Genomic DNA, 20047 nt, shown 5'->3' with positions numbered 1-20047 from the left:
GATAATCCTGCCGGTCTTGTGATTGCAATGCGTGAACTCTCAAGGAGATGCGGTTGAGCGCCACGGAAAAGCTGAAACCTGCCAAGCCAACCAATCAAACGCAAAAAAGCCCGACGACCGGGGCCTCGGATATGGCCCATATCGTGCTCACATTCGACAATAATCGCCTTGCCAGCGCGCTTTACGGTCAGTTCGACGAAAATCTCGCCCGCATCGAACAGAAGCTCGGCGTGGATGTCCGCTCCAAGGGCAACCAGCTTTCGATCCGCGGCGAACCGACGGCGACCGAACAGGCGCGGCGCGCCCTCGATCACCTCTATGAAACGCTGCAGAAAGGCCATGAGCTGACGACGTCGGATGTCGACGGAGCGCTGCGCATGGCGATCGCCGCCGACGATCAGCTGACGCTGCCGACCATGGAAAACAAGGGCAAGCTTTCCGCTGCGCAGATTTCGACGCGCAAGAAGACTATTTTCGCCCGCACGCCGACGCAGGACGCCTATATGCGCGCGCTCGACCGCTCCGAACTGGTGTTCGGCGTCGGGCCTGCCGGTACGGGCAAGACCTATCTGGCCGTCGCCCATGCCGCCATGCTTCTCGAACGCGGGCTTGTGGAACGCATCATCCTGTCGCGCCCGGCTGTCGAGGCAGGCGAGCGTCTCGGCTTCCTGCCGGGCGACATGAAGGAAAAGGTCGATCCCTATCTGCGACCGCTTTACGACGCGCTTTATGACATGATGCCGGCGGAAAAGGTCGAGCGCGCCATTACCGCGGGCGTGATCGAGATCGCGCCTCTCGCCTTCATGCGCGGGCGCACGCTGGCCCATTCGGCGGTGATCCTCGATGAAGCGCAGAATACGACGTCGATGCAGATGAAGATGTTTCTGACCCGCCTTGGCGAAGGTTCGCGCATGATCGTCACCGGCGACCCGAGCCAGATCGATCTGCCGCCGGGCCAGAAATCCGGTCTGGTGGAGGCGCTGCGCGTACTGGACGATGTGGAAGGCGTCATCAAGGTGCGCTTCACCGAAAAGGACGTGGTGCGCCATCCGCTGGTGGCAGCTATCGTCACGGCCTATGATCGCGACGGCAAGAAGCACGCGCGTTCGGAATAGGCACGCCTGCGGCCTTGCAATTCTTCGCCGGAGTGACGATCTAAAAAGATGCTGTCTGCCTTTCGGGGCAGGCGGCTTTCGTACAACTGAAAGGACGAAGCGGCTGGCCATTGCGGAGAGCCGCCACAAAACGTGTCAGACAACGCGATCCATATCGATATCATGGTCGAGGCCGGCAACTGGTCCGACGAACCTACGCTTGAAGCGCTTGTCAGAAAGTCGGTCGAGGCTGGATGGGAAGTTCTCGGGCTGAAAAGCGCGGAAAGCGAGCTCAGCGTCGTTTTCACCGACGATGCCTCCATTCAGGTTTTGAACGCGGAATGGCGCGGCAAGGACAAGCCGACCAATGTGCTGTCGTTCCCGGCCTTTCCGGTCAAGGCCGGTTCGCAGCCGGGGCCGATGCTGGGCGACATCGTCATTGCGCGCCAAACCGTCGAGCGTGAGGCCCTCGAAGAGCGAAAGCCGCTCGAAAACCACCTCACTCACCTCGTCGTGCATGGGTTTCTGCACCTTTTGGGTTACGATCATGAGACGGATGAGGAAGCCGAAGTGATGGAAGGCAAGGAGCGCGAAATCCTTCATGCTCTTGCCATCCCGGACCCTTATGCTGTATCCGAATAGAACATTAACAACGATAGACCATGGCTGATCAAACATCGCACCCTCCGTCCGCTGGCGAAAATCGCAGCGAGACACAAGACGCCGAAGGGCAAAGTACGCAGCGGCCCGTAGCGGCCGAGAAGCGTTCCCTTCTGTCGAATATTTTTCCGTTCATGCGCTCGCGCCAGTCGTCTTCCCTGCGCGAGGATCTGGCCGATGCCCTGTCCAGCACGACAAGCGAACAGGATTCAGCATTTTCGCCTGAAGAAAAGGCGATGCTGCACAATATCCTGCGTCTGCGTGAAATGCGCGTCGAAGACGTCATGATTCCCCGCGCCGATGTCGAGGCGGTCGAAATCACCGCGCCGCTATGGGAGGTGCTGGAGCTTTTCGAAAAATCCGGCCATTCGCGTATGCCGGTCTATGCCGAGACGCTGGACGATCCGCGCGGCATGATCCATATCCGCGACGTCCTCAATTACATCACGCGTCAGGCGCGGCAGAAATCGACGCGCCGCACCACGCGCAAGGCCACGGCGGAAGACAATGCCGTCAATACCGCCAAGGCCGCCAAGGCCGCCAAATTCGATATGGGCCGTATCGATCTCACCAAGACGATCGGCGACCTCAATCTCATGCGCAAGGTCCTGTTCGTGCCGCCGTCCATGATGGCGAGCGGCCTGATGGCGCGTATGCAGGCGACCCATATCCAGATGGCGCTGGTCATCGACGAATATGGCGGAACGGACGGCCTGGTCTCGCTGGAAGACATTGTCGAGATGGTCGTCGGCGATATCGAAGACGAGCATGACGACGAAGAAATCATGATCGCCGAGGAAGCCGATGGCGTTTTCGTGGTCGATGCCCGCGCCGATCTGGAGGAACTGGCCGAGAAGATCGGCCCGACATTCGAAGTCGGTGAGCATGGCGAGGACGTCGATACGGTCGGAGGCCTTATCTTCTCCGTCTTGGGACGCATTCCGGTGCGTGGCGAAGTGGTGCAGGCCATACCGGGCTATGAATTCCATGTGCTGGAAGTCGATCCGCGCCGCGTGAAGAAGGTGCGCATCGTGCCGCTTTCCGCTGCCGACCGTCGTCGCCAGCAGCGCGCCGTGGTTTCCACCAAACCCGGCGACAATGCTGACGAGGCTATGGAAGCCGCGGGCAGCTCCAAAGAGGCCTGATGATCGAAAGGCTTGCGGGAAGAATCATTGTTTCGAGCGGCTGGCGTCGTGCGCTGGCCGCTTTTTTGAGCGGCGCCTTCGCCACGCTGACACAGCCGCCTTTCGACATTTTTATCGCCGGTTTCGTTTCCTTTCCTATCCTTGTCTGGCTGATCGACGGTGCAATCCCCAGGGAGGATGCCGGTCCGGTCCGGCGTTTCCTTCCCGCAGCCATGGTCGGCTGGTGGTTCGGCTTCGGCTACTTCGTTTCGGGCCTGTGGTGGATCGGTGCCGCGCTTCTGGTCGATGCGGACCAGTTCGCATGGGCGTTACCGCTGGCAGTTCTGGGATTGCCGGCCTTTCTGGCGCTCTTCTACGCATTGGCGACGATGGTCGCGCGCTTTTTCTGGTCGGACGGACTGGGGCGCATTTTTGCGCTGGCATTTGGTTTTGCGCTGGCCGAATGGCTGCGCCTTTTCCTCTTTACCGGCTTTCCGTGGAACGCCATCGGCTATGCAGTCATGCCGACGCCGCTGCTCATGCAGTCGGTTGCCGTTCTGGGCCTTGTGGGCATGAGCGCATTCGCGGTGTTCGTGTTTTCCGCGCCAGCTTTGCTGACCGGCGGCCGATTGGCAGGAAGCGGTATCGCGTTTGCCGTGCTGCTCGTCGCAGCCCATGTCGGCTTCGGTGCCTGGACGCTTTCGCGCGCTCCAGCGATTGCCGACGAGAAAGGCGCGTTTGCGGTCCGCATCGTGCAGCCTTCCATCCCCCAGACCATGAAATGGGACAATGCCGAGCGCCGGGCGATCTTCGACAAGCTGGTGGCTCTCAGCGAAACGGCTCCGACCGGGGGGAAACCGAAGCCCGACGTGATCGTGTGGCCGGAAACGGCGGTTCCCTACATTCTGACCTCAACGCCCGAGGCAATGTCGCGCATTGGCGGGGCCTTGCAAAACGGGCAGGTGCTGCTCACCGGAGCGGTTCGGGAGGAACTGTCGGCGGACGGGGGCGAGCCGCGCTACTATAATTCCATCTTTACGATCGATGAACGGGGTGAGATCGTCGATACCGCCGACAAGGTGCATCTGGTGCCCTTTGGCGAATATCTTCCATATGAACATCTTCTGCGCGGTCTGGGGCTTCAGGAAGTGGTGGAAATGCCGGGCGGGTTCACCGCTGGCGCGTCGCGCCGCGCATTGAAGGTGAAAGACGGCCGCACCTTTCTGCCGCTCATCTGCTACGAAGCCATTTTCCCTGACGAACTCGGTTACACGGGCGAAAAGGCCGGAGCCATCATCAATGTCACCAATGACGGCTGGTATGGCGATACGCCGGGACCGTATCAGCATTTCCGTCAGGCGCAGGTGCGCGCGGTCGAACAGGGGCTGCCGCTCATTCGTGCAGCCAATAATGGTCTTTCCGGTGTCATTGATGCTTATGGTCGAATCACCGCCGGACTGGCGCTCGATGATGTCGGTGTCATCGACGCTTCCCTACCGTCACCTCGTGCACCATTTTGGGGCATTCCGCCGGGTCGATGGCAAACAGTTGCTGTGCTATTAACCTTACTCGTTATGAGCATGGCTTTCCGGCTGTCAAATGGCAGGCGTTTTCATTGACAGACTAATATAGTTAAGATGTTATGGCCCCTGCGGCGACGGTTTTGCGGAAAACCGTCAGACTACCTCCCAAAACGTAATGTTACCCCCGTTCTGATGAACGGGGCATGAATGAAAGCTCGCAGTTGCGAGGAGTGACAGTTGTATGATTGAGAATAAAAAGAAGCCCAATCCGATTGACGTACATGTCGGCAGCCGCATCCGTCTTCGCCGTAATATGCTGGGCCTCAGTCAGGAAAAACTCGGTGAAAGCCTCGGAATAACATTTCAGCAGATTCAGAAGTACGAGAAAGGCACCAATCGCGTCGGTGCAAGCCGCCTTCAGGCGATCTCGTCCATCCTGAATGTACCGGTTTCCTTCTTTTTTGAAGATGCACCGGGTTCCGGCACCACAACGGCTGGTTTTTCCGAGGATAATGAAGCGACCTATGTGGTCGATTTCCTGAATTCCAATGAAGGCGTGCAGCTTACCCGCGCATTCACGAAAATTTCAGACCCGAAAGTACGCCGCAAGATCATTGATCTCGTGAAATCGCTCGCCGCGGATGCGGACTGAGCGAACGTCCGATCGGGGCGGAAAGCGGGGCCGTGACCTGCCCCGCCGGTTTTTGCGACTTTGAATATCCGGGATGACATGACGGCAGTCGGGGAATGAAATTTTCCGCCCGCGCAGTGTCGCAACAAGAATATGCATTGACGGTTTGTTCCCAACTTCGCTAACACATGAATGTGCCCGGAAACGAAAATGTTCCGGGCGCTACTGTGTTTCCGTGGCGGAGATTTTCTCCGTTGGATTTTCAAGAGGGGTTACCCGTGTCGCGCAGTTCTTATCTCTTCACCAGCGAATCCGTGTCTGAAGGACATCCGGACAAGGTTTGCGATCGTATTTCCGATGAAATCGTCGACATGATCTACAAGGAAGCGCGCCGCACCGGCGTCGATCCGTGGTCGGTTCGTGTTGCCTGTGAAACGCTTGCCACCACCAACCGCGTGGTGATTGCCGGTGAAGTACGTGTGCCGGAAACTTTGCTGAAGAAGAATAAGGACGGTTCCGTCGCGCATGATGCGGCCGGTCATCCGCTTATCAATCCTTCGCGTTTCCGTTCGGCGGCGCGCAAGGCGATCCGCGAAATCGGCTACGAACAGGACGGCTTCCACTGGAAGACGGTGAAGATCGACGTGCTGTTGCATCCCCAATCCGCCGATATCGCGCAGGGCGTGGACAATGCAGCCGACCGTCAGGGTGAAGAAGGTGCTGGCGATCAGGGCATCATGTTCGGCTATGCCTGCCGCGAGACCCCGGACCTGATGCCGGCGCCGATCTATTATTCGCACAAGATTCTCGAAAAGCTGGCCGAAGCCCGCCACAAGGGTGAAGGCGATGCCGGTAAGCTCGGCCCTGACGCCAAAAGCCAGGTGACGGTGCGCTATGAAAACGGCAAGGCTGCGGAAGTCACCCAGATCGTGCTGTCGACGCAGCACATGGATGCAAGTTGGGATTCGAAGAAGGTGCGTTCGGTCGTCGAACCCTATATCCGCGAAGCGCTGGGCGATCTGCCGATTGCCGCCAACTGCAACTGGTACATCAACCCGACCGGCAAGTTCGTCATTGGCGGACCGGATGGCGATGCGGGCCTGACGGGCCGCAAGATCATCGTGGACACCTATGGCGGTGCGGCCCCGCATGGCGGCGGCGCGTTCTCCGGCAAGGACACGACCAAGGTCGACCGTTCGGCAGCCTATGCGGCGCGCTATCTGGCCAAGAATGTGGTTGCCGCCGGTCTTGCCGACCGCTGCACGATCCAGCTTTCCTATGCCATTGGCGTGGCGCAGCCGCTTTCTGTCTATGTCGACCTGCACGGAACCGGCAAGGTCGCAGAATCCGCCGTCGAAGAAGCTTTGCGCCATGTCATGGACCTGTCGCCGACCGGCATCCGCAAGCATCTCGATCTCAACAAGCCGATCTATGCCAAGACCTCGTCCTACGGCCATTTTGGCCGCAAGCCGGGTCGCGACGGTTCCTTCTCCTGGGAGAAGACCGATCTCACCAAGGCATTGAAGGCTGCTCTCGCTGCCTGATTGACAAGAATGAGCGATGAATCCCATCCAGTACGCGCGGCCGGAAATTTTTTCGGCCGCCGTCACGGCAAGCCGCTTCGCCAGCATCAGAACGATCTTTTCGAAGAGCTTCTGCCGCGCCTGAAGCTCGATCTTGGTGCGCCCGCGCCATCGGACCTGCGCGCGCTTTTTGCCGTGCCTGTCGAGGCGGTGCGCATGGAAATCGGTTTTGGCGGCGGCGAGCATCTTTATCACGAAAGCGGGCGCTATCCGCAGACCGGCTTTATCGGCGTCGAACCCTTCGTCAATGGCATGGCCAAGATGCTGGCGGCGCTCGATGAAGAAGCGCGTCCGAACTTGCGTCTCTATGACGAGGATGCGACGGCGGTTCTCGACTGGCTGCCGGAGGCATCGCTGTCCGGCATAGATCTTTTCTATCCCGATCCATGGCACAAGCGCCGCCACTGGAAGCGCCGTTTCGTCAGTGATGCCAATCTCGACCGTTTTGCGCGTGTTTTGAAGCCTGGCGCAAAATTCCGCTTTGCCTCCGATATCGAACATTACGTGAATTGGACCTTGCAGCATTGCCGCCGTCACGATGCATTCGACTGGCAGGCGGAAGGCCCGTCCGACTGGAACGATGCCTATGAAGGCTGGCCGGGCACACGCTATGAAGCCAAGGCGTTTCGCGAAGGCCGCGTAGCTGCCTATCTGACCTTCATCCGGCGCTGATAACGGCCTCGAATTGCACCTTGAAAAAAACAGCTTCCGCTGGTATATAGGTTTCAAATTCTTGGTCGAACGAACAAGAGTGGGTCCGTCCGGTCCCGCTCTTTTTTGTTACCTGGAGCATATTTGAAGAGGTCTATCAGGTTGACGGAACAGGTTCAGGCAAGCGAAACCGACATGCCGGCAGTGGAAGCGCCAGTGGTTGCGGTGGACGAGCGCATCGTCCGCGAGACGGGCATCGATGCGAAAGTGGCGGCTATTGTCGAGCCGATCATCAATACGCTGGGCTTTCGTCTGGTGCGCGTGCGCCTTTCGGGTTTGAACGGCCAGACCTTGCAGGTCATGGCCGAGCGGCCCGACGGCACGATGACCGTTGACGATTGCGAACTGCTCAGCCGCACGATAGCGCCGGTTCTCGATGTCGAAGACCCGATCAGCGGCAAGTATCATCTTGAAATCTCATCGCCGGGCATCGATCGTCCGATGGTGCGCAAGTCGGATTTCGCCGACTGGGCCGGTCATATCGCCCGCGTCGAGACGTCCATCGTGCATGAGGGCCGCAAGAAATTTCGTGGCCGCATCGTGCTGGGCGATGCGGAATCGGTGGTGCTCGAAAGCGATCAGGTCTCCTATGGCAGCGAGCCGGTCGTGCGCATTCCCTTCGATCTGATTTCGGATGCGCGTCTGGTCCTGACCGACGATCTGATCCGCGACGCGCTGCGCAAGGACAAGGCGATCCGCGAAGGCCGCATCCCCGGTGACGATCTGGGCGGCGATGAAGCGGACGAGCAGTCCGGTGAAGCGGCGTCGGGCGAAACCGAAAAGTAACGAACTGAGTTTCAGGCATCCGCGCGAGGAGACGCCGGGTGCGACACCAAGGAGATACCGATGGCAGTCAGTGCTAACAGGCTGGAACTTCTGCAGATCGCCGATGCGGTCGCACGCGAGAAGTCGATTGACCGCGAGATCGTTCTTGCGGCCATGGCCGATGCGATCCAGAAGGCGGCGCGTTCGCGTTACGGTCAGGAAAGCAATATCCGCGCCGACATCAATGCGAAATCCGGCGAGATCAAGCTTCAGCGCCTGCTGGAAGTCGTGGAGACTGTTGAGGATTACGCCACGCAGATTTCGCTGTTCACGGCCCGTGACCGCAATCCGGATGCGCAGATTGGCGACTTCATTGCCGACCAGCTTCCGCCGATGGATTTTGGCCGTATCGCTGCCCAGTCGGCAAAGCAGGTCATCGTGCAGAAGGTGCGTGAAGCCGAGCGCGACCGCCAGTATGACGAATTCAAGGATCGTGTCGGCGAGATCGTCAACGGCACCGTCAAGCGCGTCGAATATGGCAATGTGATCGTCGATCTGGGGCGTGGCGAAGCCATCGTGCGCCGCGACGAACTGATCCCGCGCGAAGCGTTCCGTTATGGCGACCGTATCCGCGCCTATGTCTATGACGTGCGTCGCGAACAGCGCGGCCCGCAGATTTTCCTGTCGCGTACCCATCCGCAGTTCATGGCGAAGCTTTTCACCATGGAAGTGCCGGAAATCTATGACGGCATCATCGAGATCAAGTCGGTTGCCCGCGATCCGGGTTCCCGCGCCAAGATCGCCGTCGTGTCGCGTGATGCGTCCATCGATCCGGTCGGCGCCTGCGTCGGTATGCGCGGCTCCCGCGTTCAGGCCGTTGTCGGCGAATTGCAGGGTGAAAAGATCGATATCATTCCGTGGTCGCCGGATGCGGCTTCCTTCATCGTCAACGCGCTCCAGCCTGCTGAAGTGGCCAAGGTTGTTCTCGATGAAGATGCGGAACGTATTGAAGTTGTCGTCCCGAATGACCAACTATCACTTGCGATCGGTCGTCGCGGCCAGAATGTCCGCCTCGCTTCGCAGCTCACCGGCTGGGACATCGATATTCTGACGGAAGACGAGGAATCCGAACGCCGCCAGAAGGAATTCACCGAGCGTTCGAACCTCTTCATGGAAGCCCTCGACGTCGACGAGATGGTTGGTCAGGTTCTGGCTTCCGAAGGTTTTGCCTCGATTGAGGAACTGGCCTATGTCGAGCCGGGCGAAATCGCATCCATCGATGGTTTCGATGAGGATACGGCTGGCGAAATCCAGGACCGTGCCCGCGAATATCTGGACCGGATCGAAGGCGAACAGGATGCCCGCCGCAAGGAGCTCGGCGTCGAGGACGCGCTTCGCGAACTGCCGGGCATGACGACGGCCATGCTGGTCGCGGTCGGCGAAGACGGCGTGAAGACCATCGAGGATTTTGCCGGTTATGCTGCTGACGATCTCGTCGGCTGGCGTGAACGCAAGGACGGCGATACGACGACCCATAGCGGCATTTTCTCGGCTTTCGACGTTTCGCGCGTCGATGCGGAGCAGATGGTTCTGGCGGCTCGCCTGAAGGCCGGCTGGATCACGGAAGAAGAACTGGCATCGGCTCAGGAAGAAGTGGCCGAGGAAGCCGGCGAGGAAGAAGCCGCTTCGTAAGCCTTGTAAATTGCCGGAGCCGCGCGGTTTTCAGGTCGTGCAGCTCTGGCAATTGAAATGTTGAAATGACCCGTATTACCAGATTTGATTTTTGGTATCGGGTTTCTGGTTGTGAATTTGAGTGCAAGTCCGTATAGGGCGGGGCAGGAATGCGCGTGGAGCCCGAAATGAACGACAGAACCTGTATCGTCACGCGCGAAAGCGGTTCTGCCGATGAAATGATCCGTTTTGTGGCAGGCCCCGACGGTTCCGTCGTGCCGGACCTGAAACGGAATCTGCCGGGCCGGGGATGCTGGGTGAAAGCCGAGCGCCGGCTGGTGGACGAGGCGGTCAAGCGCAAGCTGTTTGCGCGGGCGCTGAAGGAAGGCGTGACGCCGCAGGCGGATCTTGGCGCGCTGGTCGATCAGCTGCTGACGAAATCCGCGCTGGGCAGTCTGGCCTTGGCGCGCAAGGCCGGCGCCGTGGTGTCGGGTTCGACCAAGGTGGATCAGGCGATCCGCACCGGGACGGCCGCCATGGTGCTCCATGCGAGCGAAGCCGCCGCTGACGGTGTGCGCAAGCTCGATCAGGCTCGCCGCGCCGTGGTGCATCTGGATGGCCCGGAAATCCCGTCCTTCACTCTTTTTTCGGGTGAAGAAATGGATTTGGCATTTGGGGGCGGAAATGTGATACATGCAGCCGTGCTTGAAGGAAAGGCGGCAGCCGGGTTCGTAAAGCGGGCGCTTTTGCTGCATCGCTATCGCGGTGAAAGCGCATCGAATCTGGATTAGAGCGTAGTCCCGGAGAGGTTCTGGCAGGCCTCGTAGCGGATTATGCGTTGAAGCGGATGACTCGAGCATTATCCAACATGACCCGGTCGCGTTGGATAATGCTCGAGGAGAGCGGCCGGAGCCGCGAAGGAAACGGAAACGTAATGAGCGATAAAACGAACGACGACAAGACGCTGAGCGTCAACACCAAGAAGACGCTGACCCTGAAACGGCCAGGCGTCGAACAGAGCACCGTGCGCCAGAATTTCAGCCACGGCCGCACGAAGGCTGTCGTCGTTGAAACCAAGAAGCGCAAGTTCTCGCGGCCTGACGAGAAACCGGAAACCGAAGCAGCGGCACCGAAGCCCGCAGCGCCGGCTCCTGCTGCCCCGGCAGCACCTGCCGCGCCGCAGGCAGCGCCCGCGCCCGCTGCGAAGGCTCCGGCAGCACCCGCCGCACCGGTAACCAGGCCGCATGTCGCCCAGCAGCAACGCCCCGTGCAGCAGCGCCCCGGCGGGCAGCAGGCGCAGCGCCCGCGTCCGTCCGATCGCTCCGGCATGGTGCTGAACACGCTGTCGCGCTCCGAGATGGATGCACGCCGCCGTGCGCTCGAAGGCGCGCAGGCGCGTGAAATAGAAGAACGTGCACGCGCGGTTGAAGAAGCCAAGCGCCGCGCCGAGGAAGATGCGCGTCGCGCCAAGGAACGCGAAGAATCCGCCCGCCGTCAGGCGGAAGAAGACGCGCGTCTCAAGGCTGAGGCCGACGCGCGCCGCAAGGCGGAAGAAGAAGCCGCAAAGCGTATGCCGCAGCCCGAAGCTCGCGCCGATGCGCGTCCTGCTCCGCAGGGCGCCCGCCCGCAGCAGGCCGGTCGCCCGCAGGGCGGTCGTCCACAGCAGGGTGGTCCGCGTCCCGCAGCGCCGTCGCTGGCGGATGCCGCTCCGATTCCGGGCAAGCCGTTGCCGCAGAGCCAGCTCCGCAAGCCCGGCCAGCCTAATGATGACGACGACCGTCGTGGCGGCGTACGTCGCGGTACGCCTGCCAAGCCGGAAGTACGTGCGCCGAAGGCCACCAAGGGTGACGACGATCGTCGTCGCGGCAAGTTGACACTGTCGAGCAATCTTGAGGAAGAGGGCGGTCGTTCGCGTTCGCTTTCGGCCATGCGTCGCCGTCAGGAAAAATTCAAACGCTCGCAGATGCAGGAAACGCGCGAAAAGATTTCGCGTGAAGTCGTTATCCCTGAAACCATCACGCTTCAGGAACTGGCGCAGCGCATGACCGAGCGTTCGGTCGACATCATCAAGTACCTGATGAAGCAGGGCCAGATGATGAAGCCGGGCGACGTGATCGACGCCGATACCGCGCAGCTCATCGCCGAGGAATTCGGCCACACCGTCAAGCGCGTTGCTGAATCGGACGTGGAAGAGGGCATCTTCGACGTTGCCGACAATGAGGCTGCGCTGGTTTCGCGTCCGCCGGTCGTGACCATCATGGGCCATGTCGATCACGGCAAGACCTCGCTGCTCGACGCCATCCGCCACGCCAATGTGGTGTCCGGAGAAGCCGGTGGCATCACCCAGCATATCGGCGCTTATCAGGTCGAACAGAAGGGTCAGAAGATCACCTTCATCGATACGCCGGGCCACGCTGCCTTCACGGCAATGCGCGCCCGTGGTGCGCAGGCGACCGACATTGCCATCCTCGTGGTGGCTGCCGATGACAGCGTGATGCCGCAGACGATTGAATCGATCAACCATGCCAAGGCGGCAGGGGTTCCGATCATCGTGGCCATCAACAAGATCGACAAGCCCGCCGCCGATCCGCAGAAGGTTCGCACGGCCCTGTTGCAGCACGAGGTCTTCGTGGAATCGATGGGCGGTGAAGTCCTCGACGTCGAAGTTTCGGCCAAGAACAATATCAATCTCGACAAGCTGCTCGATGCGATCCTGCTTCAGTCCGAAATGCTCGATCTCAGGGCTGACCCGGACCGCACGGCGGAAGGTGTGGTCATCGAAGCGCAGCTCGATCGCGGTCGCGGTTCGGTTGCAACCGTTCTCGTGCAGAAGGGTACGCTCAATCCCGGCGACATTCTGGTTGCGGGTAGCGAATGGGGCCGCGTGCGCGCTCTGGTCAATGACCGTGGCGAGCACGTCAAGGAAGCCGGTCCGGCCATGCCGGTCGAAATCCTCGGCCTTCAGGGCACGCCGCAGGCGGGCGACCGTTTTGCCGTTGTCGCCAATGAAGCCAAGGCGCGTGAAATCGCCGAATATCGTCAGCGTCTGGCCCGCGACAAGGCCGTGGCTCGCCAGTCCGGCGCACGCGGCTCGCTCGAACAGATGATGAATCAGCTGACGGTGTCGGGCACGAAGGAATTCCCGCTCGTCATCAAGGGCGACGTGCAGGGTTCCATCGAAGCGATCACCAATGCGCTCGACAAGCTCGGCACCGACGAAGTGCGTGCGCGTATCGTCCATTCGGGCGCGGGCGGCATCACGGAAAGCGACGTGTCGCTGGCCGAAGCCTCCAATGCCGCGATCATCGGCTTCAACGTTCGCGCCAACAAGCAGGCGCGTGACTCGGCCGAACAGCAGGGCATCGAAATCCGCTACTACAACATCATCTATGATCTCATCGATGACGTGAAGGCGGCCATGTCGGGTCTTCTGTCGCCGGAACGCCGCGAAACCTTCCTCGGCAATGCCGAGATTCTTGAGGTCTTCAACATCACCAAGGTTGGCAAGGTTGCTGGCTGCCGTGTCACTGAAGGCAAGGTCGAGCGCGGTGCGGGCGTGCGCCTCATCCGCGACAACGTGGTTATCCACGAAGGCAAGCTCAAGACGCTCAAGCGCTTCAAGGACGAAGTGGCGGAAGTGCCGAGCGGCCAGGAATGCGGTATGGCCTTCGAGAATTACGACGACATCCGCGCAGGCGACATCATCGAAGCCTTCCGCGTCGAGCATGTTTCGCGCACGCTGTAAGCGTGAGCAGCATGAAAAACATACCCGCCTGCAATGAAGCAGGCGGGTATGAGCGTATCCTGAAAAGCGTGAAACGGTTTTCGGACAGGATGCGCGTTCAAGAGAACTTGTACCCGGTTCCGAGGGTCTGACTCCCGTCTGGATCGTGGTAGACTGTAATTTTCAATTTGGGCTCTATTTCCGGGTGTTGTCAAAACGCCCGGTTCTGGTGTCGCCTATCGGGATATGATCATGGCACGTTCACATGACACGAAAGGCTCAGGCGGCCTTTCCCAACGCCAGCTTCGCGTCGGCGAACAGGTGCGTCACGCTTTGGCGCAGTTGCTCCAGCGCGGCGAAATCCGCGACGATCTGCTGACGCACACCGTCATTTCCGTTTCGGAAGTGCGCATGTCGCCGGATCTGAAGATCGCGACCTGCTTCATCGCTCCGCTTGGCGACACGGATCCGCAAGCCGTGGTCAAGGCCCTGGCGGCAAACGCGAAATTCATTCGCGGTCGCATGGCACCGGTTCTCGGCCAGATGAAATATATGCCGGAGTTCCGTTTCCGCTCCGACACAAGCTTTGACAATTTTTCCAGGATCGACGCTCTCCTGCGTTCGCCGGAAGTGGCGCGCGATCTCGTGCATGATGATGACAAGGACGGTGAGGATGAAACCTCCCGCAATGGAGACGAATAAAGCATGGCAAGACGAGGCAAGAAAAAAGGTCGTCCGGTATCCGGCTGGGTCATTTTCGACAAGCCGAAGGGGATGGGTTCGACCGAAGCGGTCTCGAAGATCAAGTGGCTGTTCAATGCCGAAAAGGCGGGACATGCCGGTACGCTCGATCCGCTGGCTTCCGGCATGTTGCCGATCGCGCTCGGTGAAGCCACCAAGACCGTGCCTTATGTGATGGACGGCACCAAGGTCTACCGTTTCACGGTGACCTGGGGCGAGGAACGTTCCACCGACGATCTGGAAGGCCAGCCGACAAAGACTTCCGACAAGCGCCCGTCGCAGGCCGATGTCGAGGCGCTTTTGCCCAATTATACCGGCGTGATTTCGCAGATTCCGCCGCAGTTTTCGGCGATCAAGATCGACGGCGAGCGCGCCTACGATCTGGCGCGTGAAGGCGAGGTCGTGGAAATCCCGGCGCGTGAAGTCGAGATCGACCGTCTGGAGATCGTGGCTTTCCCGGACGAGAATCGCACGGAATTCGAGGTCGAATGCTCCAAGGGCACCTATGTGCGCTCGCTCGCCCGCGATATGGGGCGCGATCTTGGCTGTTTCGGCCATATTTCGGAACTGCGCCGTATTGAGGTTGCCCCGTTCACCGAGGAAGATTTCGTGACGCTTGCCGAGATGGAAGCCGTGTGGCCGCCGCTTCCGCCCAAGGACGAAGACGGCAATATCGTCGAACCCGCGTCACGCCGCGATTTTTCCGGGCTTGATGCGCTGGTGATCGATACGGGCGCCGCGCTTGATTGCCTGCCACAGGTGCCCTTGAGCGAGGATCAGGCCCAGCGTGTCCGTCTGGGCAATCCGGTGATCCTGCGCGGTCGCGATGCGCCGCTTGAGGCGGATGAGGCTTGTGCGACGTCTCGCGGCAAGCTGCTTGCCATCGGCTATGTCGAGCACGGGCAGTTCAAGCCGAAACGGGTTTTCACGGCGGGTTGAGCGGAGCTGAAACAGGGCCGGATCATTTCGCGCTGGTATTTGGGCCATTTTTGCACTATATGGCCCAGCAGCGATCATGCAGATATGCAGGTTCGATCGTTGAAATGGCCCGCGCTGGACGACATCCCGGCCCGGGCGTCTGGTTTTCCTCTCATCTAGAAAGGGTGTTACGATGTCGATTACTGCTGAGCGCAAGCAAGCACTTATCAAGGAATACGCCACCAAGGAAGGCGACACCGGTTCTCCTGAAGTACAGGTTGCCGTTCTTTCCGAGCGTATCGCCAACCTCACCGAACACTTCAAGGGCCACAAGAATGACAATCATTCGCGTCGCGGCCTTCTGAAGCTGGTTTCGCAGCGTCGTCGTCTGCTTGACTATGTCAAGGGCATCGACCATGCGCGTTACCAGGCGCTGATCAGCCGTCTCGGCCTGCGCCGCTAAGGTTTGATCGGGCGACGCCTCAAAACGTCGCCCGTTTGGTTTTTGAATAGGGCTTTTGCCCTTTGTCTCGTTCCGGCAGGAAAAGCCGGATCGGGTGCCAGGGAGCCGAAGAGGCTCATGATATGGACCCGTCATGGGGCAGGATTGCAGGCAGTTCGTGCCAGGGCATGATCCGGAAAAGTTGCAGACTTTTCGGATAAGATCGTGCCCAGGAAAAGCGAACTTCCCGTTGTCTTGCCCGTGGCCAGTTCGCCAACCAGGATACCGCCCGAGCGCATTTGCGCGGCGGCTCCTTATGAGGACAAGATATGTTCAATACCCACAAAGTGGAAATCGAATGGGGCGGACGTCCGCTCACGCTCGAAACCGGCAAGATCGCGCGTCAGGCTGACGGCGCGGTTCTGGCAACCTATGGCGAAACCATCGTTCTGGCGACTGTCGTTTCTGCCAAGGAACCCAAGCCCGGTCAGGATTTCTTTCCGCTGACCGTCAACTACCAGGAAAAGACCTATGCCGCCGGCAAGATTCCCGGTGGTTACTTCAAGCGTGAAGGCCGTCCGAGCGAAAACGAAACGCTGGTTTCGCGCCTGATCGACCGTCCGATCCGTCCGCTCTTCGTCGATGGCTACAAGAACGACACGCAGGTCGTGATCACTGTCGTCCAGCACGATCTGGAAAACGACCCCGACGTTCTGTCGATGGTTGCCGCTTCCGCAGCGCTTACCATTTCGGGCGTTCCCTTCATGGGGCCGATCGGCGGCGCGCGCGTCGGCTACATCGACGGCGAATATGTGCTGAACCCGAATATCGACGAAATGCCGGAATCGAAGCTCGACCTGGTTGTCGCCGGTACGTCGGAAGCCGTGCTGATGGTTGAATCCGAAGCACAGGAACTGCCGGAAGACGTCATGCTCGGCGCTGTCATGTTCGGCCATAAGGGCTTCCAGCCGGTGATCGACGCGATCATCAAGCTCGCGGAAGTTGCTGCCAAGGAGCCGCGCGACTTCCTGCCGGAAGACCTGTCGGACCTCGAAGCCAAGATGCTGGCCGTTGTCGAAGGCGACCTGCGCGACGCTTACAAGATCACCGAAAAGCAGGCCCGTTATGCCGCCGTTGACGCCGCCAAGGCGAAGGCCAAGGCGCATTTCTTCCCCGAAGGTGTGGAAGAGCCTGAGTTTTCGGGCGAGCAGTTCGGCACCGTCTTCAAGCATCTGCAGGCCAAGATCGTTCGCTGGAACATTCTCGACACCGGCAACCGCATCGACGGTCGCGATCTGAAGACCGTTCGTCCGATCGTTTCGGAAGTCGGCCTTCTGCCGCGCACCCACGGCTCGGCCCTGTTCACCCGCGGTGAAACGCAGGCCATCGTCGTCGCCACGCTCGGCACCGGCGAAGACGAACAGATGATTGACGCGCTGACGGGCACCTACAAGCAGCCCTTCATGCTGCACTACAACTTCCCGCCCTATTCGGTTGGTGAAACGGGCCGCATGGGTTCGCCGGGCCGTCGTGAAATCGGTCACGGCAAGCTGGCATGGCGCGCCATCCATCCGATGCTGCCTGCCGCCGAGCAGTTCCCCTACACGATCCGCGCCGTATCCGAGATCACCGAATCGAACGGTTCGTCCTCGATGGCAACCGTCTGCGGCACTTCGCTGGCGCTGATGGATGCAGGCGTTCCGCTGGCACGTCCCGTTGCCGGTATCGCCATGGGCCTGATCAAGGAAGGCGAGCGTTTCGCCGTTCTGTCCGACATTCTTGGCGACGAGGATCACCTCGGCGACATGGATTTCAAGGTGGCCGGTACGGAAAACGGCATCACCTCGTTGCAGATGGACATCAAGATCGACGGTATCACCGAAGAGATCATGAAGGTCGCTCTGGAGCAGGCCAAGGGCGGACGCATCCATATCCTCGGCGAAATGGCCCAGGCCCTTTCTTCGTCGCGTGACGAGCTGGGCGAATTCGCTCCGCGCATCGAAGTCATGAACATTCCGACCGACAAGATCCGCGACGTGATCGGTTCCGGCGGCAAGGTTATCCGCGAAATCGTGGAAAAGACCGGCGCCAAGATCAACATCGAGGACGATGGCACGGTGAAGATCGCTTCGTCCAACGGCAAGGAAATCGAAGCCGCCAAGAAGTGGATCCATTCCATCGTGGCTGAGCCGGAAGTCGGCGAAATCTACGAAGGCACGGTCGTCAAGACTGCCGACTTCGGCGCTTTCGTGAACTTCTTCGGCCCGCGTGACGGTCTGGTTCACATCTCGCAGCTCGCCGCCGACCGCGTTGCCAAGACCACCGATGTGGTCAAGGAAGGCCAGAAGGTCTGGGTCAAGCTGATGGGCTTCGATGAACGCGGCAAGGTTCGCCTGTCGATGAAAGTCGTCGATCAGGAAACCGGCAAGGAAATCGTTGCCGAAAAGAAGAAGGAAGAAGCTGACGCTGAATAAGCTCGGTTCCTTCGGACTTATGGGAAAGCGCGCCTTCATGGCGCGCTTTTTTGTTGCGCATGGAAGGTTTCGGGACCATGGATGGTGCCCATGATGACACCGGCGCAAAAAACTCTTTTTCTCCCCTTCGATCAGGGCATTCTGGATATGCCCGAAGAAGGACAATCTTTCCTCGCCTGCGGCCTTTCCGCTGACCGGCTTCTGGAGCCGGAATGGAAGCAGGCACTGACCTGCCTGCAACCGTGGCGTCCCGACTGGCTGGCGCTTGAAAAGGAAGGTTTCCGCACCGTGCCGAGATTGGCCGCAGACGGCCGTTTCTCCGGCGGGCTACTGGTGCTCGGAAAACATCGCGGACGCAACGAGGCATGGTTTTCCGAGCTTCTGGCGCGGGTTGAGCCGGGTGGGTGGATCGTCGTGTCGGGCGACAAGAAGCTCGGCGTCGATAGTTTCCGCAAATGGGTCGCCAATATTACCGAAATCAGCGATCGCATGTCGAAGAACCACGCGGTAGCCTTCTGGCTGCAACGCCCCGCCGATCTGGACGATGCCTTCATTGCGGGCTTACGTCCGGGCGAAAGCGCGATTGACGATGTGTTCCGCACCGAGCCCGGCATGTTTTCGCATGGAGCCATCGACAAGGGATCGGCGCTTCTGGCGGAACATATGGAAAAGATCGTGTTCGGTCATGTCGCCGATCTTGGCGCGGGCTGGGGCTATCTGGCGGCGCAATGCCTCAAATATGCCGACCGCATCAAGGCAATCGATCTTTTCGAGGCCGATTACGAAGCGCTGGAAGCCGCGCGCGGCAATCTGGAGCGCCTTGGCGCATCCGTGCCGCTTGGCTTCAACTGGTTCGATGTGACGAGCGAAAAACTGCCGGGCATTTATGACACGGTCATCATGAACCCGCCATTCCATGAGGGCCGCGTGACGGATGTGTCGCTGGGCCAAAGCTTTATCGCGGCTGCCGCTTCACGCCTCAAACCGGGCGGACGGCTGTTGATGGTCGCCAATCGGCAATTGCCTTACGAGACGACGCTGAAAGGTCTGTTCAAGACGGTGACGCCTCTGGCGGAAGCCGACGGTTTCAAGGTTTTCGACGCCAAGAAGTGAAACAAAAAAGCCGCCTCTGAGGGCGGCTTTTTTATATGTCGTTCGGCTTATTCGCCGCGTTCTGCATCCGAGCTTTTCAACTCGTCCAGCGTCGGCATGGAGACGATGTTGTAGCCCGAATCCACATAATGGATTTCGCCGGTCACACCGCTCGACAGATCGGACAGAAGATAGACGGCCGATTTGCCGACATCATCGATATCGACGGTGCGGCGCAGCGGCGAATTGCGGCGCTGATAGCTGAAGATGGCGCGTGCATCGCCAATGCCGGCGCCGGCCAGCGTGCGCACGGGACCAGCCGAGATCGCGTTGACGCGGATGTTCTGCGGGCCGTAATCGGCGGCCAGATAACGCACCATGGCCTCAAGAGCCGCTTTGGCGACGCCCATGACATTGTAGTTCGGAATCGTGCGGGTCGAGCCGCCATAGGTCAGCGTCAGGATCGAGCCGCCGTCCTTCATGAGCTTTTCGGCGCGCTGCGCGACTTCCGTGAAGGAATAGGCGGAGATCACCATGGTGCGGCTGAAATTTTCCCGCGTGGTGACATCGGCGTAACGGCCCTTCAGTTCCGTCTTGTCGGAAAAGCCGATGGCGTGAACGATGAAATCGAGCTTGCCCCACTTTTTCTCGATTTCCGCAAAAACCGCATCGACGGTGGCGATGTCTTCCACATCGCAGGGCAGCACGAAGTCCGAGCCGACCTGTTCGGCGAGCGGCTTCACGCGCTTGCCGAGTGCATCGCCCTGATAGGTGAAGGCCAGTTCCGCGCCCTGCGCTGCAAGTTGTTTTGAAATTCCCCAGGCGAGAGAATGATTATTCGCGACCCCCATGATCAGGCCGCGTTTTCCCTTCATCAAACCTTCCATATGTCCC

17 protein-coding genes are annotated in these 20047 nt (G+C 59.8%); 16 read left to right on the top strand and 1 reads right to left on the bottom strand.

Going from position 1 to position 20047, the window contains the following annotated elements:
- Window positions 1-53 precede the first annotated feature (53 nt).
- From FHS76_RS01130 to FHS76_RS01055, 16 genes are all read left to right on the top strand, one after another.
- Window positions 54-1115 (top strand): PhoH family protein, encoded by a 1062-nt coding sequence (locus FHS76_RS01130; protein ID WP_183646824.1) that lies wholly within the window; start codon window positions 54-56, stop codon window positions 1113-1115.
- 132 nt (window positions 1116-1247) lie between these two features.
- Complete coding sequence (gene ybeY / locus FHS76_RS01125; RefSeq protein ID WP_183646821.1) at window positions 1248-1736, top strand: rRNA maturation RNase YbeY; 489 nt, start codon at window positions 1248-1250, stop codon at window positions 1734-1736.
- A 20-nt stretch (window positions 1737-1756) separates the two neighbouring features.
- Window positions 1757-2899 (top strand): hemolysin family protein, encoded by a 1143-nt coding sequence (locus tag FHS76_RS01120; RefSeq protein ID WP_183646818.1) that lies wholly within the window; start codon window positions 1757-1759, stop codon window positions 2897-2899.
- A complete protein-coding gene (gene lnt / locus FHS76_RS01115) occupies window positions 2899-4497 on the top strand; it encodes an apolipoprotein N-acyltransferase (RefSeq protein ID WP_183646814.1) in 1599 nt (532 codons plus the stop codon). The genes FHS76_RS01120 and lnt overlap by 1 nt, the downstream gene beginning before the upstream one ends.
- Before the next feature lie 145 nt (window positions 4498-4642).
- Window positions 4643-5053, top strand: coding sequence for a helix-turn-helix domain-containing protein (locus FHS76_RS01110; RefSeq protein ID WP_183646811.1), 411 nt, complete (start codon window positions 4643-4645; stop codon window positions 5051-5053).
- Between the two features lie 257 nt (window positions 5054-5310).
- Window positions 5311-6576: a methionine adenosyltransferase gene (gene metK / locus FHS76_RS01105; RefSeq protein WP_183646809.1), complete on the top strand. Its 1266-nt coding sequence runs from the start codon at window positions 5311-5313 to the stop codon at window positions 6574-6576.
- A gap of 9 nt (window positions 6577-6585) precedes the next feature.
- Window positions 6586-7287: a tRNA (guanine(46)-N(7))-methyltransferase TrmB gene (trmB, locus tag FHS76_RS01100; protein WP_183646807.1), complete on the top strand. Its 702-nt coding sequence runs from the start codon at window positions 6586-6588 to the stop codon at window positions 7285-7287.
- Window positions 7288-7428: 141 nt separating this feature from the next.
- Window positions 7429-8112 carry a ribosome maturation factor RimP gene (rimP, locus tag FHS76_RS01095; RefSeq protein WP_183646805.1) on the top strand — a complete coding sequence of 228 codons (684 nt, stop codon included), beginning with the start codon at window positions 7429-7431 and terminating at the stop codon, window positions 8110-8112.
- 60 nt (window positions 8113-8172) lie between these two features.
- Window positions 8173-9783, top strand: a complete 1611-nt coding sequence (nusA, locus tag FHS76_RS01090) for a transcription termination factor NusA (RefSeq protein ID WP_183646803.1) — start codon at window positions 8173-8175, stop codon at window positions 9781-9783.
- A gap of 149 nt (window positions 9784-9932) precedes the next feature.
- Complete coding sequence (locus tag FHS76_RS01085; RefSeq protein ID WP_328700428.1) at window positions 9933-10553, top strand: RNA-binding protein; 621 nt, start codon at window positions 9933-9935, stop codon at window positions 10551-10553.
- Window positions 10554-10696: 143 nt separating this feature from the next.
- The gene (infB, locus tag FHS76_RS01080) at window positions 10697-13507 is read left to right on the top strand and encodes a translation initiation factor IF-2 (RefSeq protein ID WP_183646799.1); all 2811 of its coding nucleotides are present in this window, start codon (window positions 10697-10699) and stop codon (window positions 13505-13507) included.
- A gap of 231 nt (window positions 13508-13738) precedes the next feature.
- Window positions 13739-14188, top strand: coding sequence for a 30S ribosome-binding factor RbfA (gene rbfA / locus FHS76_RS01075; RefSeq protein WP_183646796.1), 450 nt, complete (start codon window positions 13739-13741; stop codon window positions 14186-14188).
- Window positions 14189-14191: 3 nt separating this feature from the next.
- Window positions 14192-15166 (top strand): tRNA pseudouridine(55) synthase TruB, encoded by a 975-nt coding sequence (truB, locus tag FHS76_RS01070; RefSeq protein WP_183646793.1) that lies wholly within the window; start codon window positions 14192-14194, stop codon window positions 15164-15166.
- A 172-nt stretch (window positions 15167-15338) separates the two neighbouring features.
- Entirely contained in the window at window positions 15339-15608 is a 270-nt protein-coding gene (gene rpsO, locus FHS76_RS01065) for a 30S ribosomal protein S15 (protein WP_183646790.1), read from the top strand.
- A 308-nt stretch (window positions 15609-15916) separates the two neighbouring features.
- A complete protein-coding gene (pnp, locus tag FHS76_RS01060) occupies window positions 15917-18061 on the top strand; it encodes a polyribonucleotide nucleotidyltransferase (RefSeq protein WP_183646787.1) in 2145 nt (714 codons plus the stop codon).
- Between the two features lie 90 nt (window positions 18062-18151).
- Window positions 18152-19174: a class I SAM-dependent methyltransferase gene (locus FHS76_RS01055; RefSeq protein ID WP_183646784.1), complete on the top strand. Its 1023-nt coding sequence runs from the start codon at window positions 18152-18154 to the stop codon at window positions 19172-19174.
- 47 nt (window positions 19175-19221) lie between these two features.
- Here FHS76_RS01055 and fabI read toward each other — a convergent pair whose 3' ends face one another.
- The gene (gene fabI, locus FHS76_RS01050; protein ID WP_183646781.1) at window positions 19222-20040 is read right to left on the bottom strand and encodes an enoyl-ACP reductase FabI; all 819 of its coding nucleotides are present in this window, start codon (window positions 20038-20040) and stop codon (window positions 19222-19224) included.
- Window positions 20041-20047: the final 7 nt, after the last annotated feature.

The organism is Brucella daejeonensis, from assembly GCF_014199265.1.
Taxonomy (GTDB): Bacteria; Pseudomonadota; Alphaproteobacteria; order Rhizobiales; family Rhizobiaceae; genus Brucella; species Brucella daejeonensis.
Note: the sequence above shows the minus strand (reverse complement) of the source record. Positions and strands in the feature narration are given on the sequence as shown.

Excerpts from the sequence above, each read along its gene's own strand:
- FHS76_RS01120 (WP_183646818.1), top strand. The coding sequence starts at position 1,757 with ATGGCTGATCAAACATCGCACCCTCCGTCCGCTGGCGAAAATCGCAGC.
- FHS76_RS01110 (WP_183646811.1), top strand. The coding sequence starts at position 4,643 with ATGATTGAGAATAAAAAGAAGCCCAATCCGATTGACGTACATGTCGGC.
- FHS76_RS01055 (WP_183646784.1), top strand. The coding sequence starts at position 18,152 with ATGATGACACCGGCGCAAAAAACTCTTTTTCTCCCCTTCGATCAGGGC.
- fabI (WP_183646781.1), bottom strand. The coding sequence starts at position 20,040 with ATGGAAGGTTTGATGAAGGGAAAACGCGGCCTGATCATGGGGGTCGCG.
- rpsO (WP_183646790.1), top strand. The coding sequence starts at position 15,339 with ATGTCGATTACTGCTGAGCGCAAGCAAGCACTTATCAAGGAATACGCC.
- truB (WP_183646793.1), top strand. The coding sequence starts at position 14,192 with ATGGCAAGACGAGGCAAGAAAAAAGGTCGTCCGGTATCCGGCTGGGTC.
- nusA (WP_183646803.1), top strand. The coding sequence starts at position 8,173 with ATGGCAGTCAGTGCTAACAGGCTGGAACTTCTGCAGATCGCCGATGCG.
- lnt (WP_183646814.1), top strand. The coding sequence starts at position 2,899 with ATGATCGAAAGGCTTGCGGGAAGAATCATTGTTTCGAGCGGCTGGCGT.
- trmB (WP_183646807.1), top strand. The coding sequence starts at position 6,586 with ATGAGCGATGAATCCCATCCAGTACGCGCGGCCGGAAATTTTTTCGGC.
- FHS76_RS01085 (WP_328700428.1), top strand. The coding sequence starts at position 9,933 with ATGCGCGTGGAGCCCGAAATGAACGACAGAACCTGTATCGTCACGCGC.
- rbfA (WP_183646796.1), top strand. The coding sequence starts at position 13,739 with ATGGCACGTTCACATGACACGAAAGGCTCAGGCGGCCTTTCCCAACGC.
- pnp (WP_183646787.1), top strand. The coding sequence starts at position 15,917 with ATGTTCAATACCCACAAAGTGGAAATCGAATGGGGCGGACGTCCGCTC.
- infB (WP_183646799.1), top strand. The coding sequence starts at position 10,697 with ATGAGCGATAAAACGAACGACGACAAGACGCTGAGCGTCAACACCAAG.